19 protein-coding genes, 2 tRNA genes and 1 pseudogene are annotated in these 19,322 nt (G+C 72.8%); 11 read left to right on the top strand and 11 right to left on the bottom strand.

Annotated elements, in window-relative coordinates:
• The 3 genes and pseudogenes from MKK68_RS13615 to MKK68_RS13600 form a co-directional block, all read right to left on the bottom strand.
• Positions 1–222 (bottom strand): annotated as a pseudogene (locus MKK68_RS13615) (porin family protein); the annotation flags it as partial.
• Positions 223–884: 662 nt separating this feature from the next.
• Positions 885–1,163 (bottom strand): hypothetical protein, encoded by a 279-nt coding sequence (locus tag MKK68_RS13605; RefSeq protein ID WP_243933848.1) that lies wholly within the window; start codon positions 1,161–1,163, stop codon positions 885–887.
• The gene (locus MKK68_RS13600) at positions 1,163–1,372 is read right to left on the bottom strand and encodes a hypothetical protein (protein WP_244030721.1); all 210 of its coding nucleotides are present in this window, start codon (positions 1,370–1,372) and stop codon (positions 1,163–1,165) included. The genes MKK68_RS13605 and MKK68_RS13600 overlap by 1 nt, the downstream gene beginning before the upstream one ends.
• A gap of 805 nt (positions 1,373–2,177) precedes the next feature.
• On the opposite strand from MKK68_RS13600, the gene MKK68_RS13595 reads away from it, so the two are divergent.
• Both MKK68_RS13595 and MKK68_RS13590 read left to right on the top strand, forming a co-directional pair.
• The gene (locus tag MKK68_RS13595; RefSeq protein WP_244030720.1) at positions 2,178–2,672 is read left to right on the top strand and encodes a hypothetical protein; all 495 of its coding nucleotides are present in this window, start codon (positions 2,178–2,180) and stop codon (positions 2,670–2,672) included.
• A complete protein-coding gene (locus MKK68_RS13590; protein WP_244030719.1) occupies positions 2,672–3,211 on the top strand; it encodes a hypothetical protein in 540 nt (179 codons plus the stop codon). Before MKK68_RS13595 ends, MKK68_RS13590 begins: the two co-directional genes overlap by 1 nt.
• A 486-nt stretch (positions 3,212–3,697) precedes the next feature.
• On the opposite strand, the gene MKK68_RS13585 is transcribed toward MKK68_RS13590, so the two are convergent.
• The 4 genes from MKK68_RS13585 to rocF form a co-directional block, all read right to left on the bottom strand.
• Positions 3,698–3,773: transfer RNA gene (locus MKK68_RS13585), tRNA-Asn, on the bottom strand.
• Positions 3,774–4,012: 239 nt separating this feature from the next.
• Positions 4,013–4,086, bottom strand: a tRNA-Cys gene (locus tag MKK68_RS13580).
• Between the two features lie 187 nt (positions 4,087–4,273).
• The gene (locus MKK68_RS13575) at positions 4,274–5,158 is read right to left on the bottom strand and encodes an urease accessory protein UreD (protein WP_147843661.1); all 885 of its coding nucleotides are present in this window, start codon (positions 5,156–5,158) and stop codon (positions 4,274–4,276) included.
• On the bottom strand, positions 5,155–6,099 hold the full coding sequence (gene rocF / locus MKK68_RS13570; protein WP_244030717.1) for an arginase: 945 nt from the start codon (positions 6,097–6,099) through the stop codon (positions 5,155–5,157). Before rocF ends, MKK68_RS13575 begins: the two co-directional genes overlap by 4 nt.
• A gap of 260 nt (positions 6,100–6,359) precedes the next feature.
• Here rocF and MKK68_RS13565 point away from each other — a divergent pair, with 260 nt between their 5' ends.
• Positions 6,360–6,710 carry a DUF2171 domain-containing protein gene (locus MKK68_RS13565; protein WP_244030714.1) on the top strand — a complete coding sequence of 117 codons (351 nt, stop codon included), beginning with the start codon at positions 6,360–6,362 and terminating at the stop codon, positions 6,708–6,710.
• 8 nt (positions 6,711–6,718) lie between these two features.
• On the opposite strand, the gene MKK68_RS13560 is transcribed toward MKK68_RS13565, so the two are convergent.
• From MKK68_RS13560 to MKK68_RS13550, 3 genes are all read right to left on the bottom strand, one after another.
• Positions 6,719–7,543 (bottom strand): SGNH/GDSL hydrolase family protein, encoded by an 825-nt coding sequence (locus MKK68_RS13560; RefSeq protein ID WP_409567239.1) that lies wholly within the window; start codon positions 7,541–7,543, stop codon positions 6,719–6,721.
• A gap of 175 nt (positions 7,544–7,718) precedes the next feature.
• The gene (locus MKK68_RS13555; protein ID WP_147729670.1) at positions 7,719–8,174 is read right to left on the bottom strand and encodes an anaerobic typically selenocysteine-containing protein; all 456 of its coding nucleotides are present in this window, start codon (positions 8,172–8,174) and stop codon (positions 7,719–7,721) included.
• 142 nt (positions 8,175–8,316) lie between these two features.
• Positions 8,317–9,768 carry a PLP-dependent aminotransferase family protein gene (locus MKK68_RS13550; RefSeq protein ID WP_147859825.1) on the bottom strand — a complete coding sequence of 484 codons (1,452 nt, stop codon included), beginning with the start codon at positions 9,766–9,768 and terminating at the stop codon, positions 8,317–8,319.
• Between the two features lie 367 nt (positions 9,769–10,135).
• On the opposite strand from MKK68_RS13550, the gene MKK68_RS13545 reads away from it, so the two are divergent.
• From MKK68_RS13545 to MKK68_RS13510, 8 genes are all read left to right on the top strand, one after another.
• Entirely contained in the window at positions 10,136–10,618 is a 483-nt protein-coding gene (locus MKK68_RS13545) for an MSMEG_0572/Sll0783 family nitrogen starvation response protein (RefSeq protein WP_147729031.1), read from the top strand.
• Positions 10,619–10,660: 42 nt separating this feature from the next.
• Positions 10,661–11,767, top strand: a complete 1,107-nt coding sequence (locus MKK68_RS13540; RefSeq protein ID WP_243938515.1) for a Nit6803 family nitrilase — start codon at positions 10,661–10,663, stop codon at positions 11,765–11,767.
• Positions 11,652–12,806: an MSMEG_0568 family radical SAM protein gene (locus MKK68_RS13535; RefSeq protein WP_244030722.1), complete on the top strand. Its 1,155-nt coding sequence runs from the start codon at positions 11,652–11,654 to the stop codon at positions 12,804–12,806. The genes MKK68_RS13540 and MKK68_RS13535 overlap by 116 nt, the downstream gene beginning before the upstream one ends.
• Before the next feature lies 1 nt (position 12,807).
• A complete protein-coding gene (locus tag MKK68_RS13530; protein WP_244030712.1) occupies positions 12,808–13,365 on the top strand; it encodes an MSMEG_0567/Sll0786 family nitrogen starvation N-acetyltransferase in 558 nt (185 codons plus the stop codon).
• Positions 13,362–14,360, top strand: a complete 999-nt coding sequence (locus MKK68_RS13525; RefSeq protein ID WP_243938511.1) for a sll0787 family AIR synthase-like protein — start codon at positions 13,362–13,364, stop codon at positions 14,358–14,360. The genes MKK68_RS13530 and MKK68_RS13525 overlap by 4 nt, the downstream gene beginning before the upstream one ends.
• Positions 14,361–14,364: 4 nt before the next feature.
• Positions 14,365–15,543, top strand: coding sequence for an MSMEG_0565 family glycosyltransferase (locus tag MKK68_RS13520; RefSeq protein ID WP_244030710.1), 1,179 nt, complete (start codon positions 14,365–14,367; stop codon positions 15,541–15,543).
• Complete coding sequence (locus MKK68_RS13515) at positions 15,536–15,814, top strand: MSMEG_0570 family nitrogen starvation response protein (RefSeq protein WP_147729117.1); 279 nt, start codon at positions 15,536–15,538, stop codon at positions 15,812–15,814. The genes MKK68_RS13520 and MKK68_RS13515 overlap by 8 nt, the downstream gene beginning before the upstream one ends.
• 72 nt (positions 15,815–15,886) lie before the next feature.
• Positions 15,887–17,185 (top strand): MSMEG_0569 family flavin-dependent oxidoreductase, encoded by a 1,299-nt coding sequence (locus MKK68_RS13510; RefSeq protein ID WP_244030708.1) that lies wholly within the window; start codon positions 15,887–15,889, stop codon positions 17,183–17,185.
• 21 nt (positions 17,186–17,206) lie between these two features.
• On the opposite strand, the gene MKK68_RS13505 is transcribed toward MKK68_RS13510, so the two are convergent.
• Complete coding sequence (locus tag MKK68_RS13505; RefSeq protein ID WP_244030706.1) at positions 17,207–19,096, bottom strand: SelB C-terminal domain-containing protein; 1,890 nt, start codon at positions 19,094–19,096, stop codon at positions 17,207–17,209.
• Positions 19,097–19,322: the final 226 nt, after the last annotated feature.

Here is a 19,322-nt window from a genome sequence, read left to right as displayed (position 1 = left end):
GGCGAAGATCGCGTTCTGCGGCGAGACACCGACGACGGTGGCGCCGCGGTTGTCGTTGGCATCGAAGCCGTAGCCGGCATTGATACCGAAGTACGCGCCCGTCCAGGTGAACACCGGAACCGGGGTGAACACCGGCGGCGGGGCGCGACGCGGAAGGTCGGCGGCGGACGCGGCAGCGGTGAGAGCCGTGAAGGCTGCGAGGGACGTAAGGATCTTGTTCATATGTCGGGTGCCGATCGGTGTGCCTAGTTGACTGCTAGATACCCTTTTCCCGCGCAGTTGCTGTAGCGACTAAGACACACCTGCAATCCCTCTATTCTGATCCAATCACGCCCTCGCATCATGAGGCGCGCCCCGCCATCCGCACGCTTTCACGTAAGTCCCTGGTGGGCAAACAGCCCTGCTGTCTCGGCCTGGCTTTCCTGGGTCGCACTACGCGCGTTACCCCCAAAGTTCACACCCTGACTGACTGCCGAAGGGATCCGCTTCGAGGGCACTGCAGTCGGGCGCCTGGCTGGCCCGTGGGCGCAGTTCGGTGCCGCCGAATAGGTCGCCCAGCGCACGGCGCCGGAACGGCGTTCGCTGTCGCTGATGCTCGGGCCGGTCGTGGTTCACGCGGCAGCACGGTGAGGCTCTTGCCCTTCCCGTCACGCCAGGCGTTAACCTCGGCATTCCGCCACCGCCCGTCGCCCAGGTGGGAGACCATGTGCCCATGCGGTCATCCGCAGCCCTCGCAGGCGCCGCCGGCACGCCGGAACCGGACCATGGCCGACAGCTCGCGCCCGTCGATCGGGTAGGAACAGCGGTCTGGATAGCTCGGCGGCCATCGATCTGCCGGCTGTGGTCTGCGCCGCATTCGCGGTCGGCAGATCCGTCCCGAGCCGTCAGGTGGCGCTGGCCTCTGCTAAGGCCGCCAGGACGTCCGAGAGGTTCCTCTCGGCTCTCTCGTGGACACGGTCCAGGGCACGCTGGGCCGCGAGCGCGCCGGTGCCCCCGGCGGCGATCAGGGCCAGCATGTCCCGATACGTACCCTCGCCGCCCTCGCGATCGACGCGAAGCCTGGCCAGGTTGTGGATGGTGCGCGTCCGCAGGTTGTCGTCGAGCGCTCCCAGCAGGGTCCGAAATTCCGTATCGCGTGGCTGGCAGGTATAGGGGTCGATCATCAGGCCTGCCGCCTCGCGCGGATCATCCAGGCATCACGGTCCGCACGTGCCACGGCCAGCTCCATCTGCAATTCCTCGACACGGGCATGCATCTCGCCGGCATCGACGGCGGTCTCGATTAAGAGTTCCTGAGCCTCGGCGAGCGCCGCGCGCAATTCCGCGTTCTCGGTCGCGAGCGCCAGGACCAGAGCCGTCGTCTCGTTGCTCATCCCTCAGCAACCCATCTGATCCACCGTGGACGCCGCCGCATCCGCGGCCAGCAGGTCGCTCGATCTGTTGCGACGGTCCTGTTTGCCCCTTCGAGCAGGGCCGCCGCCTACATTCCAGCCGACAACCTGCTCTCGCACCCTCGTGACCCGACGTTGGGCGGACCCAGTGCGTACACGGGCCGACAGGGTCAGGCGCAACCCGATTCCGTCAGCGGCTGCCGAAAATTATTTTCGACCGCTGACCGCGCACGCCATTTCGACTTTCATACTCCGGCCGGATCGTAGGGGCTCCATTCAACGGAGCCACGCCGATGCCTCTCGCGAGGGACGGCGCCTGAAGGACAACCGCGGTCGCTACGTGCCGCCGGATCGGGGCGATCCGAACGGCGCGGAGGTTGGCTGGAAGGCCCCGGCCACGTTCCTGGAGCGGGCTGCCGAAGGATCGGCCGCCGACTGGGAGTAGCGGGGGAGCACGAGGGGTTGGGTGCCAGCGGCTGATTGTGCGACGACCGTGTCGGGAGTCCATACCCCCGAGAGCGAGCGGGCTTCCGGCACCGGTGGCAGATCTGAGCGCCGAGGTTATCGAGCATCTGACGCTACATATGTCAGCGCTCCTCGGCATGTTGTGTTTCAGCCGCTACAACGGTCTCTCAATAAAGAACCGCCGCGCGGAAGCGATATCAATTAAAGGCAATAAGAAGCGCGCCAGGTAGACACATCAGTATATTTTAGGCTTCTTGGACATGCTCACACCGTGAGCCCGGGATGGCGGTTCCGGAACGAAGCCAGGCGAAATGAAAGCGTCATGACGGGTCCGAGCAAGCGATACCCCTGGGAGAGCCCCTCCGAACTCGAAGCGCCTACGAATGTGACCTCCTCGACCGACACCCACCTGGCCAACGTGTTGAGGTTGGTCGGGCCTCTCGACGACATCGGTGGTGGAGGCGCTCCCACCCGTCGTTCCTCGCCACAGGATTGGTCGAAGCTGATCGAGCGGGTTCGGCATGCGGCCAATCACGCCCGCGAGGTCGAGGCGCAGGCTCAAGAACAGGAGCTGCGCGTCCAGGAGGTGCTTGACCGCGTCCGCGAAGATGTCCGCAACGCCGCCGAGCGGGTCCGAGTCGCTGAGGCGCGCACCGCTGAAATTCAGAGCCGTGCCGACGCCATGCTGAAGCTGGCCGACGAGAGGGTAAAGGCGGCCGAAGAGCGAGCGCGGATCGCGGAGGAGTGGCTCACACGCGTCTACGACACGATCGCGAGCGAGTTCCCCCTTGAGCCGGATGTGAAGAGGACTGCGTGATGCCGAACTCAGCTCAGCGTCCTGCAATCACCGTCCGCCCGGCCGGACGTGATATCCCGGCCGACGATGCTTGGCGCAGCAGCTCCGAGCTGGCGGCCGGGCTGCCTTCCAACAGCAAGATCGTCCCCCTCTTCGTGGAGCCGGGCATCTCACCGCCACGGCTTGCGGATATCGGTCCTGGCGAAACCGACTGGCCTGCCGCGCTCGACCTGATCCGCGACGTTGGAGACCGCGTGCGCCGGGCACGCGATTTCGCGCAGGAGGTGTCCCGCCAGTCTCAGTCGATCATTCGCCGTAGCCTCAAGCAGACCGAAGAGGCCGAACGGCGCGCCGAGGCTGCCGAAGCTTCAGCGGCCGCGGCCATCGCACGTGCCGAGAGGGCTGAGGAACTGGCTCGGCTGTCGGAAGCCAGGGCGAAGCTTGCAGAGAAGCAGGCAGAGGCCGCCAAGGCTGAAGAGGCTGAAGCTCAACTATGGCTCAGGCGCGTGCATACTTGCCTCAAGGACGAGTTCAAAGACCTGACCGAAGATCCGACCTGACCGTATCAACTGCCGTGAGGTGGCAGGGCATCGAACCGAGCCTCCGGCCCACCGTGGGCATCGGCGGCCGAACGATGCGAATTCTCGCTGCCGCCCGGTCCAGTGGCGCCGAGCGCCCGCGCTCGTTCGAGACAGCGGGTTGTGAGCGGCCATGGTCGTCGCCGCGTCCTTGAGGAAGGCGGCGATGACCGCCCGGTCCGCCATATGCGCCGCGGTTCGGAGTGATGCTGCGAGCTGGCGCGGCGTACGGTCTGCGCAAGGCGGGCGCGCGGCGGAGGAGGGCGCCACGGAGGCCGAATCGAACGCCTGGTTCGGATGGGCTGAGGGGAGCCGCGAGCGCGACCTACCTGCGCGGAGCCGACCGAGCGAAACTCGCCGAGCGGGTCGCAGAGAGGGCAGCAGCTCGAATGTCCATCTCCGCTTCTCCTGAACCGGTGCGGGGTTCGGAGCGAAAAGATTAATCCGAAAAATGGCTTGGAGAAGTGATGGCTCCCCGAGCAGGACTCGAACCTGCGACAAGGCGATTAACAGTCGCCTGCTCTACCAACTGAGCTATCGGGGATCACGGGGGTGATCTACACAGCGTCGGTACGGCGCGCAAGGGCCTCGGGTGGATGTTTTGCATTTCGCGCGGGCTGCCTCGGGCGGCGCGAATGGAACCTCGGCAACAGCGTTGCGCCGGGGCCACGAGGCGGCCGCGCCACGAGGCTCAGGCTTCGCGTCGCGATGCCGGAGGACGCGCGGCGCCTGCGATCGATCGCCGGGGATGGGTCAAGGAAAAGTAGATGGGAGGACGTGACGTGGAGGCCTCGCCCGGAATCGAACCGGGGTGCAAGGATTTGCAGTCCTCTGCGTAACCACTCCGCCACGAGGCCTCGTCGCTCCGGCGCGGCCGTCGAAACGGGGCGCCCGCAAGATCCCGTGCCGGGCGGCCGGCGCGGGGTGAGGGGTCTCTAGCAGACGAGGCGGGCGCTGAGCAACGGGCGCGAGGCCGTATCTCCGCAGGATCGTCGGGCATTCGCGCTTTCGAAGGACCGCCGGCCGTCGAAAGCCGCCGAGCCCTCAGGCCTGCCACACCCGCGGGAGCGCCACGCCGCGGTAGCGGACGAGCAGGCGGGCGGCGACGGCGCGCAGCGGCCCGAGATCGGTGGCGAGGAGGCGGATCGCGAGGTGGCCGTTCCAGGCGCTCGCGCCGGCCTCGACCCCCGAGCCGGCGTTCGCGCCGCATTCCGCCAGCAGGCCCCGGGCCTCGTCCAGGCGCGCCTCCGCCCCGGGGGAGAGGTCGAGCACCGTCGCGCAGGCCCTGGCGCCGCCGCCGATCGCGGGCCGCGCGAGGCGGGCGGCGATCGGCCCGTCGAGGCGCAGGCTGTCGGCGTAGACGAGGCGGCCGCCCCGCCGGATGCGCCAGACGTCCTCGAACAGCCCCGCCTCCACCCGCTCGCCGCGGGCGGCCCGGCCGAAGGCCACGGCCTCGAACACCAGGAGCCCGGCATCGGGGGCGAGATCAGCCTCGAAGCGCCGCCGCAGGCGGGCGCGGTCGAACACGATCGTCTCCTGCGGCAGCCAGGCCAGCCGGGCCCCCGGGCCGAGGGCGACGCGGTTCGCGATTTGGCTCACCGGCCCGTCCGAGCGGTAGATCTTCTCCGCCGCGGTCGTGGTGAGGACGAGGCCGGCCCCGGCCTCGAGCGCGAGCGAGACCGCGAAGTCGTCGCCGCAGGCGATCCCGCCGGCGGTGTTGACCAGGATCGCCTCCGCGGCACCCCCATGCGCGCGCGGGAAGCGCAGGCGCGAGGGGCCGGATTCGGCGAGGTCCGCGATCCGCGTCGCCGTGCCGGCGCCGTCGGCGGCGACGCGCAGCATCACCCGGCCGACCGAGCGCTGGCGCGCCGGCGCGGTCTCGGGTGAGACGGCGTCGGTCCGGTCCGAAACGGCGAGCCGGTCGCTCATCCGCGCGTCGCGGGCGCAGGCACGGCGGCGATCGGGGTCGGGCGGTCGAGGATGCGGCGGCCGAACAGGCTCGCGACCAGCTCCACCAGCACGCGGGCGCTGCGGCCGCGCTCGTCGAGGAACGGGTTGAGCTCGACCACGTCGAGCGAGCCGACGAGGCCGGAATCGTGCAGCATCTCCATGATCAGGTGCGCCTCGCGGAACGTCGCCCCGCCGGGCACCGTGGTGCCGACGGCCGGCGCGAGGCCGGGATCGAGGAAGTCGATGTCGAAGCTGACATGGAGGTGGCCCGAGGCCTCGGCGACCCGCTCCAGGCTGCGCCGGAGCGGCGCCACGACGCCGAACTCGTCGATGTGGCGCATGTCGGTGACCTCGACGTTGCGCGCGGCCACGAGGGCCCGCTCGCCGGCATCGATCGAGCGCAGGCCGAACAGGTGGACGCGGGTCGGGTCGAGGGCCGGGCGGTCGGGGTCGGCGAACAGGTCGGACAGGCCCGGCTCGCCGCAGAGCGCCGCCAGCGGCATGCCGTGCAGGTTCCCCGAAGGCGAGGTCTCCGGGGTGTTGAAGTCGGCATGCGCGTCGAGCCAGAGCACGAAGAGCGGCCGGCCGGTCCGCGCGCAGTGGCGCATCGCCCCCTCGACGGTCCCGAGCGACAGGCTGTGATCCCCGCCGACGACCACGGGCAGGTCGCCCGCGTCGAGGGCGGCCTCGACCTGGCGGGCGAGCGCCCGGGTCCAGGCCGCGACCGCGGGCCTGCCGACCGCGTCGGCCGGCCCGTCGGGCACCGCATCGCCATGGTCGGCCACCGCGTGGCCGAGGTCGCGCAGGGTGCGGACGAGGCCCGCGGTGCGCAGGGCGGCCGGGCCCATCACGGAGCCGGGCTCGCTGGTGCCGACCTCCGTCGGCGCGCCGAGGATCGCGATACGTTCCGGGCCGTCCATCCCCACCTCGTCCGTACGGAACCGTGCCGGTTCCTGCGCCGTGCGGCGTGACACGCTTGCGCGACGAGCCCGTGTCGGGGCCGCCGCCTCGGGCCTCGGCCGGGAACGGCCGGCGACACGAAGGCCCGCCATGCGAAGGCTCACGCCGCGATAGGGCATGCGCAAGCCGCGGGCCAGCGGCCGGCCCGGCGCGGGGAAACGGGCGGGGCCCCGGGCGGTTGGCAGGGACGCCGGCCGCGGCGCAGCGAGGGAGATCGCCCATGCCGAACCGTTTGCAGACCGTCGGGTGCCGCGCTTTCGCCTGCGCCGCTGCGATCCTGCTCGCGCCCGCGGCCGTGGCGCAGACCACGCCGGCGGCGGGCGCCGCCCGCATCGCCGAGCACATGGAGGTGGTCGGCGCCGACGGGGCGCATGTCGGCACCGTCGACAAGGTCGAGAACGGCACCATCGTCCTGGCCGAGACCGACCGGGATGCCGGCGGACGCCATCACGCCGTGCCGATCGCGTGGATCGGCACGGTGGACGGCAAGGTGCTGCTGACGAAGCCGGCGGCCGAGGCGAAGGCGCAGTGGGATCGGGCGGACAAGCCGACGGACGGGCCGAAGCACTGAGCCGGGCGCTACTCGGCGACCGCCTCGGTGACCTGGACGCGGCCGGCATCCTCGATGATCGCGGCGGCGGCGGCCTTAGCGAGCATGGCGTAGCCGCGGTCGGCCATGTGCAGGCCGTCGGCGGAGAAGAGCTGGCTATGGGTCAGCTTGCCGTCGCGGATCCAGCCGCGCATCAGGTCGGCGCGGCGGATCACCGGCACGTCGAGCGCGTCGCCGATCTCGCGCACCGCGTCGCGGAAGCGGTCGGAGCCGGGGGTGGCGTCGAGCTTCGGGCACCATTGCGGCTCCATCAGCACGACGTCGATGCCGGCCTCCTGCATCCGGCGCACGGCGCTGACCGTCGCCTCGCGGAAATGCTCGATGGTGACGCCGCGCAGCGGGTCGTTGCTGCCGGTCTGCCAGATCACGAGCTGCGGCTCGGCGGCGATCACGTCCCGCTCGAGCCGGCGCAGCATGTCGTCGACGTGCTCGCCGCCGATGCCGCGGTTCAGCACCGTGATGCTCGCGGCGACGCTCGGCAGGGCGGCGCGGAGATCCGCCTGCAGGCGGGCGGGATAGGCGTTGGCCGGCGTGCTGGCGCCGATACCCTCGGTCGAGGACGAGCCGAAGGCGACGATGCGCAGCGGTGCGCCGATGGCGATCTGCCGGGCGACGTGCGGCAGGTCGATCTCGGCGACCGCATCGCCGAGGCCGAAATCGAACGGGACCGGGAGAAGGTCGGCGTAGGCGAGCACCGCGCTCGGCAGGACGAACAACCCGGTGAGCAGGGCGACGCCGCGAATCAGTCCCCGCAGGGGTTTCGTGACGCGGCGGGCGGACGCGGTGTTCGGCACGGGCACCATCGGAGCGTTCGGGCTTGCGGGATCCGAATACGATCCTACGGGGCCGACCGAAAGGTCCCGTCTGCAACACCTGTTGAATTCCGATTGAATTCGTAACGCAAAATTAAGGCTGAATTCCGGTGATACCTGTTCGGACGCCCGCGCCGCGGCTCGTCGGCTTCGCCGATCAGTTCGCCGGCGGCGTGAGCACGAGCTTGCCCACGAACGGCGCGTTCTTGTTGGCCGTGCTGGTGCAGGCGAAGTCGTGGTCGCCGGCCTCGAGCGTCCGCACGCGCAGGGTGCCCTGGCCGTCCCGCTTGATCAGGTAGCCCTTCTCACTCGCCACGTGGACGAGGTCGCCGTCGGCATGGAGCACGTGGCCGTTCTCGAACAGCCCCGCCGCGGTGATCGTCACCGGCGTGTCGGCGTGGCTGACCACGTGCAGCGCGACGTCGGTGTTGGCGGGCAGGCGCAGCTCCGCCGGCGCGCAGACCGGCTTGCCGCCCTCGGCGGTGATCGTCAGCTCGACCGGCGGCATCACGGCGCTCGACGGCGCGGGCAGGGGCTTGCCCTGGGCATGGCCCGCGGCGGTCCCGAGGACGAGGAGGGCGGCCGCGGCGAGGTCGCGTCGAAGATGCTGCATGAAGGTCCGTCCGGAGAAGCGTGAGCGACGGGCATCGCGCGGGGTCGCGCGGCCTCGGGATAGGAGCGGAATGGCAGCAGGCGCCGGCGAGTTCCGGCACGCGACGCCGCACCGGCGGCTCGCGACGGGGTCGGGCAGGCGCTCAGATGTAGGCGGAGGCGAGCGTCGGCGCGCGCCCGAGCGCGTGAGCCAGCACCTCGAGCGCCTGGGCGACCTCGGCGCGGGCGCCGACGCCGCCGAGGCAGATCCGCACCGCCTCGGGGGCGGGGCCCGCGGCGCAGAAGGCGTCGCTCGCGACGACGCCGAGCCCGGCGGCGCGGCCCTGGCTGGCGAAGGCCGAGCGGGTCCAGCCCTCGGGCAGCCGCATCCAGAGATGGAAGCCGTTCGGATCGGAGCGGACCAGCTCCCCCGGCAGCAGGCGGGCGGCGATGGCCTGGCGCGCCTGCGACTCGGTGCGGACGAAGCCGAGCACCGCCTCGCCGGTGCCGTCGAGGATCCAGCGCGTGGCGAGCGCCGTGGTGAGCGGCGAGGCCATCACGGTCGCCGCGCGCAGGGTCGAGGCCAGCGGCAGCGCCGCGCGGGCGCTCGGCGCGACGCAGTAGGCGAGGCGCAGCCCGGCCCCGAGGCACTTGGCGAGGCCGGCGACGTAGTAGGTGATCTCGGGGGCCAGCTGCTGGAAGCTCGGGGGCGGATCCGGGCAGACGAAGCCGTAGGCGTCGTCCTCGACGATCGCCACGTCGTAGCGGCGCGCCACCGCGAGGATCGCCTCGCGCCGGCCCCGGCCGATCGTCTGGGTGGTCGGGTTCTGCAGCGTCGGGTTGAGGTAGAGCGCCTTGGGCGCGAGCCGGGTGCAGGCGGCCGCGAAGGCGTCGGGCTCCAGCCCGTCCGCGTCCGTCGGCAGGCCGACGAGCCGCAGGCCGCGATGGGCCGCGAGCGAGCGGATGCCGGCATAGGTCAGCGCCTCGGTGCAGAGCACGTCGCCGGCCTGCGCCACCGAGCCGAGGATCGCGTCGAGGGCGCTGTGCGCGCCGGGGCAGAGCAGGAGCCGGTCGTGGCCGGCGACGACCCCGCGCCGCGCGAGCCAGAGCCCGCCGGCCTCCTTGTCGGCGTCGGTGCCGCCGAAGCCCTGGTAGCGCAGGAGGTTGGGCAGGTCGTCGGCGATCGCCGCGACGCCGGCCCGCATCCGCGCCTGCAGCCGCGGGTCGTCGGGCTCGGGCGGCAGGTTCATCGAGAAGTCGACCGCGCCGCGGCGGCGCGGCAGGGCCGGGCGGGGCGCCTGGAGGCTGCGCGCCGGATCGCACACGAAGGTGCCCTGGCCGACCCGCGACTCGACGAGGCCGCGGCCTTGCGCCTCCACGTAGCCGCGGGCCACCGTGGTGAAGTTCAGGGCGAGGCGGGCCGCGAGCACCCGCTGCGGCGGCAGGCGCTCGGCGACCGCGAGCTTTCCCGTGCGGACGTCCTCGGCGATCGCCTCGACGATGGCGAGGTAGTGCGGCTTGCCGAAGCGCCGCAGGTCGGGGCACCAGCCGTCTTCCGGGCGCGATCCCGGAGCGGGCGCCCCGGAGACGCGTGATTTCGGCGTCGCGCGGCTCATGTTCGCCTCCCGACCGGTCAGGATGCAGTCAATCGTCGATTGATCGGGAGCAATCGGCGTGCCGCACGCCCGAGCGCTGCGAACCGCGCGAGCGATACGGTCAATCCGGTCAAGTACTCGCCAGAGAACTCACAATAATGGCGCCCATTTTATCGGCAGATGCCGCGTCGTTCGGCGCCGTTTCCAAACAGACGTCGATCGCGCCGCATCGACCATTGACCGCATGATTGACCGCATCCCGCACCGGGCGCCGAAACGGCGCGTCGTCGGCGTCTCGCTGGCACGGGGATTGCCATCCTCGATTGAACCTGCGGCCGGGATCATTCGATCCGCCGCAGGTCGCGATGCACAAGAGGGAGTGCGGCCGATGCCTGCCGTCAGCACCGACAAGCACAAGAAGGGCGATTACTTCGTCGATTACGAGGAGAAGGTCTTCGAGGACGTGAAGGCCGAGCCGGGGCAGAAGGCCCTGGTGACCTTCCACACCGTCGCGTTCGAGGGCTCGATCGGCTTCGTGAACCTGCTCCAGGCCACGCGCCTCCAGCGCAAGGGCTTCGACACCTCGGTGCTGCTCTACGGCCCCGGCGTGACGCTGGGCATCCAGCGCGGCTTCCCGACGCTCGGCGACGAGGCGTTCCCGGGCCACCTCAACATGAACAACCAGATCGCGAAGTTCATCGCCGAGGGCGGCAAGGTCTATGCCTGCCGCTTCGCGCTCCAGGCGCTCTACGGCCACGGCGAGCCCTCGCTGATCGAGGGCATCCGCCCGATCGCGCCGACCGACGTCCTCGACATCGTGCTGCTGCACAAGCGCGACAACGCCGTGATCATCGACACCTGGACCGTCTGAGCGGCCGGCCGCCGGCACCCATCACGAGCGAGGAGGCGGACAATGGCGGAGCCGCGCATCGTCCGGGCCGCCGCGGTCCAGATCGCGCCGGACCTGGACCGGCCCGAGAACACCCTGGAGCGCGTGCTGAACGCGGTCGCGGACGCGGCGGGGAAGGGGGCGCGCTTCGTCGTCTTCCCCGAGACCTTCGTGCCGTACTACCCGTACTTCTCCTTCGTCAGCCCGCCGGCGATGCAGGGGGCGGAGCACCTGCGGCTCTACGCGCACGCGGTCGTGGTGCCCGGCCCCGTCACCGAGGCGGTCTCGGCCGCCGCCCGCCGCCACGGCATGGTGATCGTGCTCGGCGTCAACGAGCGCGACCACGGCACGCTCTACAATGCGCAGTTGATCTTCGACGCCGACGGCAGCCTGGCGCTCAAGCGCCGCAAGATCACGCCGACCTACCACGAGCGCATGATCTGGGGGCAGGGCGACGGGGCGGGTCTCGCCGTGGTCGACACCGCCGTCGGCCGCGTCGGCGCGCTCGCCTGCTGGGAGCACTACAACCCGCTCGCCCGCTACTGCCTGATGGCCCAGCACGAGGAGATCCACGCGGCCCAGTTCCCGGGCTCGCTGGTCGGCCAGGTCTTCGCCGACCAGATGGAGGTGACCATCCGCCACCACGCGCTCGAAGCCGCCTGCTTCGTGGTCAACGCCACCGGATGGCTCTCCGAGGACCAGATCGCCAAGGCCTGCCCGGAGGAGGGCTTGCGGGGCGCGATGCGCGGCGGCTGCTTCACGGCGATCGTCTCGCCGGAAGGGCGGCTGCTCGCCGAGCCCCTGCGCGCGGGCGAGGGGCTCGTGATCGCCGACATGGACCTCGCGCTCGTGACCAAGCGCAAGCGGATGATGGACTCGGTCGGCCATTACGCCCGGCCCGAGCTGCTCAGCCTCAACCACGACGCGCGCCCGGCGCTTCCCGTGACGACGACGCCTCCCGCGACGAACCGCCTTCCCGCGACGACCCGGAGTTCAGACCATGGACAGCCCGCTCCTGACCGGTTCGACCGCCCCGTCGCCGGCCTCCCCGGCTCCGGGCCCGGCGGCGCCCGGCCTTCCGACCGAGCGGCTGATCAACGCGCTGCAATCCTACGGAGTCCGGCTGGCTGACAGCCGCCCCGGCGTCCAGAGCCGGCGCGGCGGGGCCGGCCCCTCCGACCACAAGGCGATGACGATCTCGGGCCGCACGGTGATGGTGCCGGTCCACACCGCCACCGCCTTCGAATCGCCCTTCCTCGTGCAGCGCCCGGGGCCGGACGGGTTCAGCCTGATCGAGCACGACGGCGCGGTGGTCGGGCGGGTGACCTTCCCGGACAAGCCGCGCTTCTACGCGCTCCAGACCTTCGACGGGGTGCCGTATTCCAAGATCGCGGTGCTGCACGGGCGCGACGTCCTCGCGACCACCGTGCTGCAGACCTGCATCCGCTACCAGAGCCGCACGAGGACCTGCCAGTTCTGCGCGATCGGCCAGTCGCTGGCGGCCGGCCGCACGGTCGCGCACAAGAGCCCGCAGCAGCTCGCCGAGGTGGCCCGCGCCGCGGTGCTGCTCGACGGCGTCAAGCACATGGTGATGACCACCGGCACGCCGAACGCCACCGACCGCGGCGCCGCGGTCCTGTGCGAGAGCGCCTTCGCGGTGAAGGCCGCGGTGGACCTGCCGATCCAGGCGCAGTGCGAGCCGCCCGACGACGACCGCTGGTTCTCCCGCATGCGGGCCTCGGGCATCGACGCGCTGGGCATGCACCTCGAGGCGGTGACGCCGGAGGTCCGCAGCCGGATCATGCCCGGCAAGGCGAGCGTCCCGCTGGAGCGCTATCTCGAGGCCTTCGCCGCCGCGGTGCCGGTGTTCGGGCGGGGCCAGGTCTCGACCTACATCCTCGCCGGCCTCGGCGACGCGCCCGATGCGATCCTCGGGATGGCCGAGCGGCTCGTCGCGCTGGGGGTCTACCCGTTCGTGGTGCCGTTCGTGCCGATCTCGGGCACGCCGCTGGAAAGCCACCCGGCCCCGTCCCCCGACTTCATGCACGCGATCCTGAAGCCGCTGGCCGGGATGCTGGCGCGGGCCGACCTCCGCTCGGCCGACATCAAGGCCGGCTGCGGCCGCTGCGGCGCCTGCTCGGCGCTCTCCGCCTACGAGCGGAGGCCTTGAGATGTTCGAGCCGGTCGCCCCGTATCGCGCGAGGCTGTTCCGGGTGAAGTTCGCCACCGCCCCCTGGGAGCGGCGCGCCTGCGCGCGCCTGCGCCGCGCGGTGTTCTGCGCCGAGCAGGGCCTCTTCGCGGGGAGCGACGCGGATGCGCTCGACGCGCATGCGATCCCGATCTGCGCCCTGTCGACGCTCGGCGGCGACCCGGACGCGGTCGTCGGCACCGTCCGCATCCATGCGGCGCCGGAGACGCCCGGCGAGTGGTGGGGCTCGCGGCTCGCCGTCGAGCGCGGGCATCGCCGGGTCGGGGCGCTCGGCGCCGGGCTGATCCGGGTCGCGGTGTCCTCGGCCCATGCGCGCGGCTGCACGCGCTTCCTCGCCCACGTCCAGGCCGGCAACGCCGCCTTGTTCGCCGGCCTGCACTGGGACGACCTCGGCGCGGTCGACCTGCACGGCCGGCCGCACCGGCTGATGCGGGCCGACCTCGCCCACTACCCGCCGATGCACGATCCCGAGCACGGGCTCGTCACCCTGCCGCGCGGCCGGCCGGCGACGGCCGCGTGACGGCGCCCCCCAGCCTCGACGCCATCGCCCGCGCCGTCCGCGAAAGCCGCGGGCTGGCGCACAAGCGCGACATCGACGCGGTCGTCGGGAGGCTCGGGATCGGCCGGCTCGGCGCGCGCGGCCTCGCGGTCCCGGCCGGGGACGACTGCGCCGCGATCCCCGACGGCGACGGGCACCTCCTGCTGGCGATCGAGGGCTTCCTCGACGGGTTCGTCGCCGCCGACCCGTACTTCGCCGGATTCTGCGGCGTGATGGTCAACGTCAGCGACATCGCGGCGATGGGCGGGACGCCGGTCGCGGTGGTCGACGCCCTGTGGAGCCGCGACCAGGACCACGCCGACCCGGTGCTCGCGGGCCTGCGGGCCGGCGCCGAGGCCTACGGCGTGCCGGTGGTCGGCGGCCACACCAACACCCGCAACGGCGCCGAGCACCTCGCGGTGGCGATCCTCGGCCGGGCCGGCCGGCGCCTGCTCACCAGCTTCGACGCCGCCCCGGGGGACGTGCTGATCGCCGGCATCGACCTGCGCGGGCGCTTCCGCGAGCCCCATCCGTACTGGGACGCCGCGACCGGCGCGCCGCCGGAGCGCCTGCGCGGCGACGTCGCGATCCTGGCGGGGCTCGCGGCCGACGGCCTGGCGCGGGCCGCCAAGGACATCAGCATGGCCGGGCTCGTCGGCACCGCGCTGATGCTGATGGAATGCTCCGGCGTCGGCGGCCGGATCGACCTCGACCGGCTCCCGATCCCCGACGGCGTCGCGCTGGAGCGCTGGCTCACCGCCTTTCCGAGCTTCGGCTACCTCGTCGCGGCCGCCCCCGCCGAGGCGCCCGCGGTCGTCGGGCGCTTCACCGAACGCGGGATCGCGGCCGCCGCGATCGGCAGCCTCGACGCGAGCCGGGTCGCGCGGGTGGCGCGCGGGACGGAGGAGGCGGTGGTGTGGGATTTCGGCAGCTCGCCGCTGATCGGCTGCGGCGCGACCCGCGGCGAGGGAGCGTGAACCCATGCCGCGGCAGCTGCGCATCGCGATCCTGACGCATTCGACCAACCCGCGCGGCGGCGTGGTGCATGCCCTGGCGCTGGCGGAAGCGCTGTGCGGGCTCGGGCACGAGGCCAGCGTGCACGCCCCCGACCCCACCGGCGGCGGCTTCTTCCGCCCCGCGCGCTGCCCCACCGTCTCGGTCGCGGCCAAGCCCGCGGCCGGGACGACGGTCGAGCTCGTCCGGGCGCGGATCGCCGACTACCTCCGCCATTTCGCGACGCCGGCGGCCTGCGACTTCGACCTGTTCCACGCCCATTGCGGCATCGGCGGCAACGCGCTCGCGACCCTGGCCCGCCGCCGCCTGATCCCGGGCTTCGTCCGCACCGTCCACCACGTCGACGCGTTCAGCGATCCGCAGCTCGCGCAGTGGCAGGACCGAGCGATCCTGGACGCGCAGGCGCTGCTCTGCGTCAGCGCCGGCTGGAAGGGCGTGCTCGCGAGCGATTACGGGGCCGAGGCGACGATCGTCGGCAACGGGATCGACACCGACGCCTACGCACCCGAGCCGGCCGACGACGACGCGGCGGTCGCGGCGCGCTTCGGCCTCGGGACCGGCCCGGTGCTGCTCGCCGTCGGCGGCTTCGAGGCGCGCAAGAACACGCTGGGCATCGTCGCGGCGTTCGCCGTGTTCCGGGCCTCGCACCCGGAGGCGCAGCTCGTGGTGGCGGGCGGCGCCTCGCTCCTCGACCACGCGGATTACCGGGCCCGCTGCCGGGACGCGCTGGCGCGGGCGGGTCTCGCCGTCGGGCCCGGGCAGGCGGTGGTCGAGACCGGGCCGGTGGCGCAGGCCGTCATGCCGGCCCTCTACCGCCGCGCCGACGCCCTGGTGTTCCCGTCGCTGAGCGAGGGGTTCGGCCTCTGCGTGCTCGAGGCGATGGCGAGCGGCACCCCGGCGATCGTCTCCGACTGCGCGCCGTTCACCGAGTATCTCGGGCCCCGCGACGCCCTGTTCGTCGATCCCGACAACGCCGCCGCGATCGCCCGCGCGATGAAGGCCGCCCTCGACCCGGAGGTCCAGGCGCGCCTGATCCCGGCCGGGCTCGCGATCGCCAAGACCCATCCCTGGCGGCTCTGCGCCGAGCGGCACCTGCCGGCCTACGCCGCCTGCGCGCGCCGGCGCCCGGAGACGTCCCATGCCTGAGATGCGCTTCCACATCCGCTGGCCCGACGGCGCCCGCGAGGCCTGCTACTCGCCCTCCCTGGTGATCAAGGACCACCTCGCGGTCGGCCAGGACTATCCGCTGGCCGAGTTCGTCGCGCTGAGCCGCACCGCGCTCGGGATCGCGAGCGAACGGGTGCGCGAGCGCTACGGCTTCCCCTGCGGCCGGGCGCTCGCGCAGCTCGCCCGGATCGAGGAGGGCGCGCGCCGGCAGGCGCCGGGCACCGTCCACGTCGAGGCCTTCGAGGAATGACCGTTCGCGAGGAATGACCGTTCGCTCCGCCCGCACGCGGGCGGGCCTTCGCCAGAGACCAGGAGACGCGCCATGAGCCGCCAGCCCGAGCCGGACACCCATTCGCCCGCGCACTGGCCCGTGATCGTCGTCGGCGGCGGCCAGGCCGGGCTCGCGATGAGCCGGCAGCTCGCCAACCGCGACATCCGCCACGTGGTCTTCGAGAAGAACCGCATCGCGCACACTTGGCGGACCCAGCGCTGGGACAGCTTCTGCCTCGTCACCCCGAACTGGCAGTGCCGGTTGCCGGACTTCCCCTACGACGGGCCGTCCCATGACGGCCGGGACCCGCACGGCTTCATGCGGCGGGAGGAAATCGTCGGCTACATCGAGGCCTATGCCCGCCACATCGCGGCGCCCCTGCGCGAGGGCGTCGGCGTCGAGGCGATCCGCCCGCGGCCCGAGGGGGGATTCGCCGTCGCCACGGGGGAGGGGGTCCACACCGCCGACGCGGTGGTGCTGGCGATCAGCGGCTACCACCTGCCGGCGATCCCGGCGATGGCCGCGGGCCTGCCGGCGGAGGTGCGGCAGGTCCATTCCTCGGCCTACCGCAACCCGGCGCAGATGCCGGACGGGGTGGTGCTCGTCGTCGGCTCCGGCCAGTCCGGCTGCCAGATCGCAGAGGACCTGCACCTGGCCGGCCGGACGGTGCATCTCGTCACCGGTTCGGCGCCGCGCTGCCCGCGGGTCTACCGCGGGCGCGACGCCGTCGATTGGCTCGCCGAGATGGGCCAGTACGACCTCACGGTCGAGAAGCATCCGCTGAAGGACGAGGTCCGGCGCAAGGCCAACCACTACCTCACCGGCCGCGACGGCGGGCGCGACATCGACCTGCGCCGCTTCGCCCGGGAAGGCATGCGCCTGCACGGGCGGCTGACGGGAATCGACGGCCCCCGCCTCGCCTTCGCCGACGATCTTGCGAAGAACCTCGACGGGGCGGACGCGGTCCATATCGGCATCCAGGCCGCCATCGACCGGCACATCGCGGCAGCCGGCATCGCGGCCCCGGAGGAGGCGCACTACGCCCCCGTCTGGCAGCCCGGCCCGTTCGAGCCCGTGCTCGACCTCGCGACGGCCGGAATCCGCAGCGTGATCTGGGCGACGGGGTTCCGTGCCGATTTCGCCTTCGTCGAGGCCGACATCCTCGACGGCCGCGGCCTGCCGGTGCACCGCCGCGGCGTCACCGCCCAGGACGGGCTCTACGTCGTCGGCATGCCCTGGCTCTGGACCTGGGGATCGGGGCGCTTCTCCGGCATCGCGCAGGACACCGCCTACCTCGCCGACGCGATCGCCGGAGCCGCCGCCGCGCAGCCGCTTCCGATCGCCAGCTGAGACGGCGGCCTCCGCGAAGGTCTACCCGACGATCACCCGCCGGTCGCCGGCCCGGCGGGTGAAGCCGGTGGCGTCGAGGTGCTCGAGCAGCGGGATCGAGAATTTTCGCGAGATGCCCAAGGCCGCCCCCGCCTCGCGGGCGAGGAAGCCGGATTCGGGCTGGGTCGCCCCGGGGAAGGCGGTGCGGAGCTTGGCCCGGGCCTCCTCCACCGCCGCCTTGTGGAACAGCACGGCGCGGCGCTGCACCCGGTCGACGGCGCGGATCACCGTGCCGGCGCCGACGAGGTAGGTCAGCGCCTCGCGGCGGCGCACGTCGCGCCCGATCGCCTCCGCCTCGTCGGGCGGGTTGAGCCCGGCCTGGCGGAACACGGCTTCCAGGCGCCGGGCGACCTCGCTCTCGTTACGGGCCGGGTTGAACGCCGCGCGGCGGAAGAGGGCGCCGCCTTGCGCGACGTCGCCGGTGGCGACGAGGTCGCGCAGGGCCGCGGCGGCGACCGGCTCGGCGAGGCCGAGCGCCTTGACGATGCGCTCGGCCGGCAGCCCGTGCTCCATCGGCTGGTCGCGATGGTGGCCGGCGAGCACCGCCAGGATCGCGTCGCGAAGGCTCGCGAAGGCCGGGCCGCCGAGGATGCGCTCGCCGACCTCGCGGGCGCCGAGCGCCGGCAGCAGCGCCCGCACCCGGTCCGGCGCCGTGCCGCTGACGCGGGCGAGGTCGCGCAGGCCGGCGCCGGCCGCGCCGGCCTGCGCGAGGCGGATCGCCAGCGCCTCGGCCGGCCCGCCGCCGGCGAGCCCGGCGAGGTCGGCGAGCACGCGCGGGTCGTGACGCTTGCGGCGGCGGCTGTCGGGATCGAGCACCCGGCCGCCGGCCACCGTGATCGCCGGCGAGTCGCGGCGCAGGATGAACGGCTCGCGCGCCGGCACGGTGACCGCCGCGTCGAGATGGAGCTGCGCCGGCGCCGTCGCGCCGGGCTCCAGCGCGTCGCGATCGAGGAGGCGCAGGCGGGCCGCGACCTCGCTGGTGCCGAACAGCAGGCGCAGGGCCGTGCCGCCGGGGAGCGGATCGCCGCCCGGGCTCGCGGTGAGCGACACGTCGAGCCAGCGCGACGGCACCAGGAGGTCCGGCGGCGCGAGCGCCTGCCCCCGGCTCAGGTCGGACAGGCCGACGCCGCGCAGGGCCACCGCCGTCCGGCGGCCGGGCTCGGCCGTCGCGACGGCGCGGCCGTGGATCTGCAGCCCGCGCACCGTCGCCGTCGGCCCGCCCGGCACGATCGCGACCGCGTCGCCGACGGAAAGGCGCCCGCGCCGGAGCGTGCCGGTGACCACCGTGCCGAAGCCGGCCCGCGAGAACACCCGGTCGACCGGCAGGTAGGGGAAGCCGTCGTCGGCCCGCGGCGGGCTCGCGTCGAGGAGGGCCGCCAGCGCCTCGGACAGGGCGGGAAGGCCGGCGCCGGTCAGCGTCGAGGTCGCGACGACGGCAGGCGCCTCGAGGCCCGCCCGCGCGGCCACCGCCGCGACCTCGGCCGCCCGCTCGGCGAGGGCGTCGGGCGCGACGAGGTCGGATTTCGTAAGCGCGACGACGCCGCGGCGGACGCCGATCAGCCGGGCGATCTCCAGGTGCTCGATCGTCTGGGGCTTGATGCCCTCGTTGGCGTCGACCGCCAGCAGCACCGCCCCCATGCCGGTGGCGCCCGAGATCATCGCGCGGACGAAGCGCTCGTGGCCGGGCAGGTCGACGAGGTCGATCTCCCCGTCGCGTCCCTCGGGCGCGAGGAGGGCGAAGCCCGGCACGATCGAGACGCCGCGGGCCTTCTCTTCCTTCAGCCGGTCGGTCTCGATGCCGGTGAGCGCCCGCACCAGCGCGGTCTTGCCGTGATCGACATGTCCGATCACGCCGACGAGGAGTGTCTTCATCGCTTATCGTCACCGTCCCGACCGGGCGTGCCTCCGAACCGTCGCCGCCGCGCGCCCGCCCCGGATGGCGGTCGTTCGGGGGCATGGCCGGGAGACGCACCGAACACGCGCACCGTTCCCGTGAACGAGGACGACGCGCAGCCCAATCCGCGACGCGACCGCCGGCTCGGCATCGAGCCGAGGCCCCGCCCGGATGCGGCGGGACCCGCGAGACGGTCGGGTCGAT

The sequence above is a fragment of the Methylobacterium sp. E-016 genome, assembly GCF_022829745.1.
In the GTDB taxonomy this organism is placed as follows: Bacteria; Pseudomonadota; Alphaproteobacteria; order Rhizobiales; family Beijerinckiaceae; genus Methylobacterium.
Note: the sequence above shows the minus strand (reverse complement) of the source record. Positions and strands in the feature narration are given on the sequence as shown.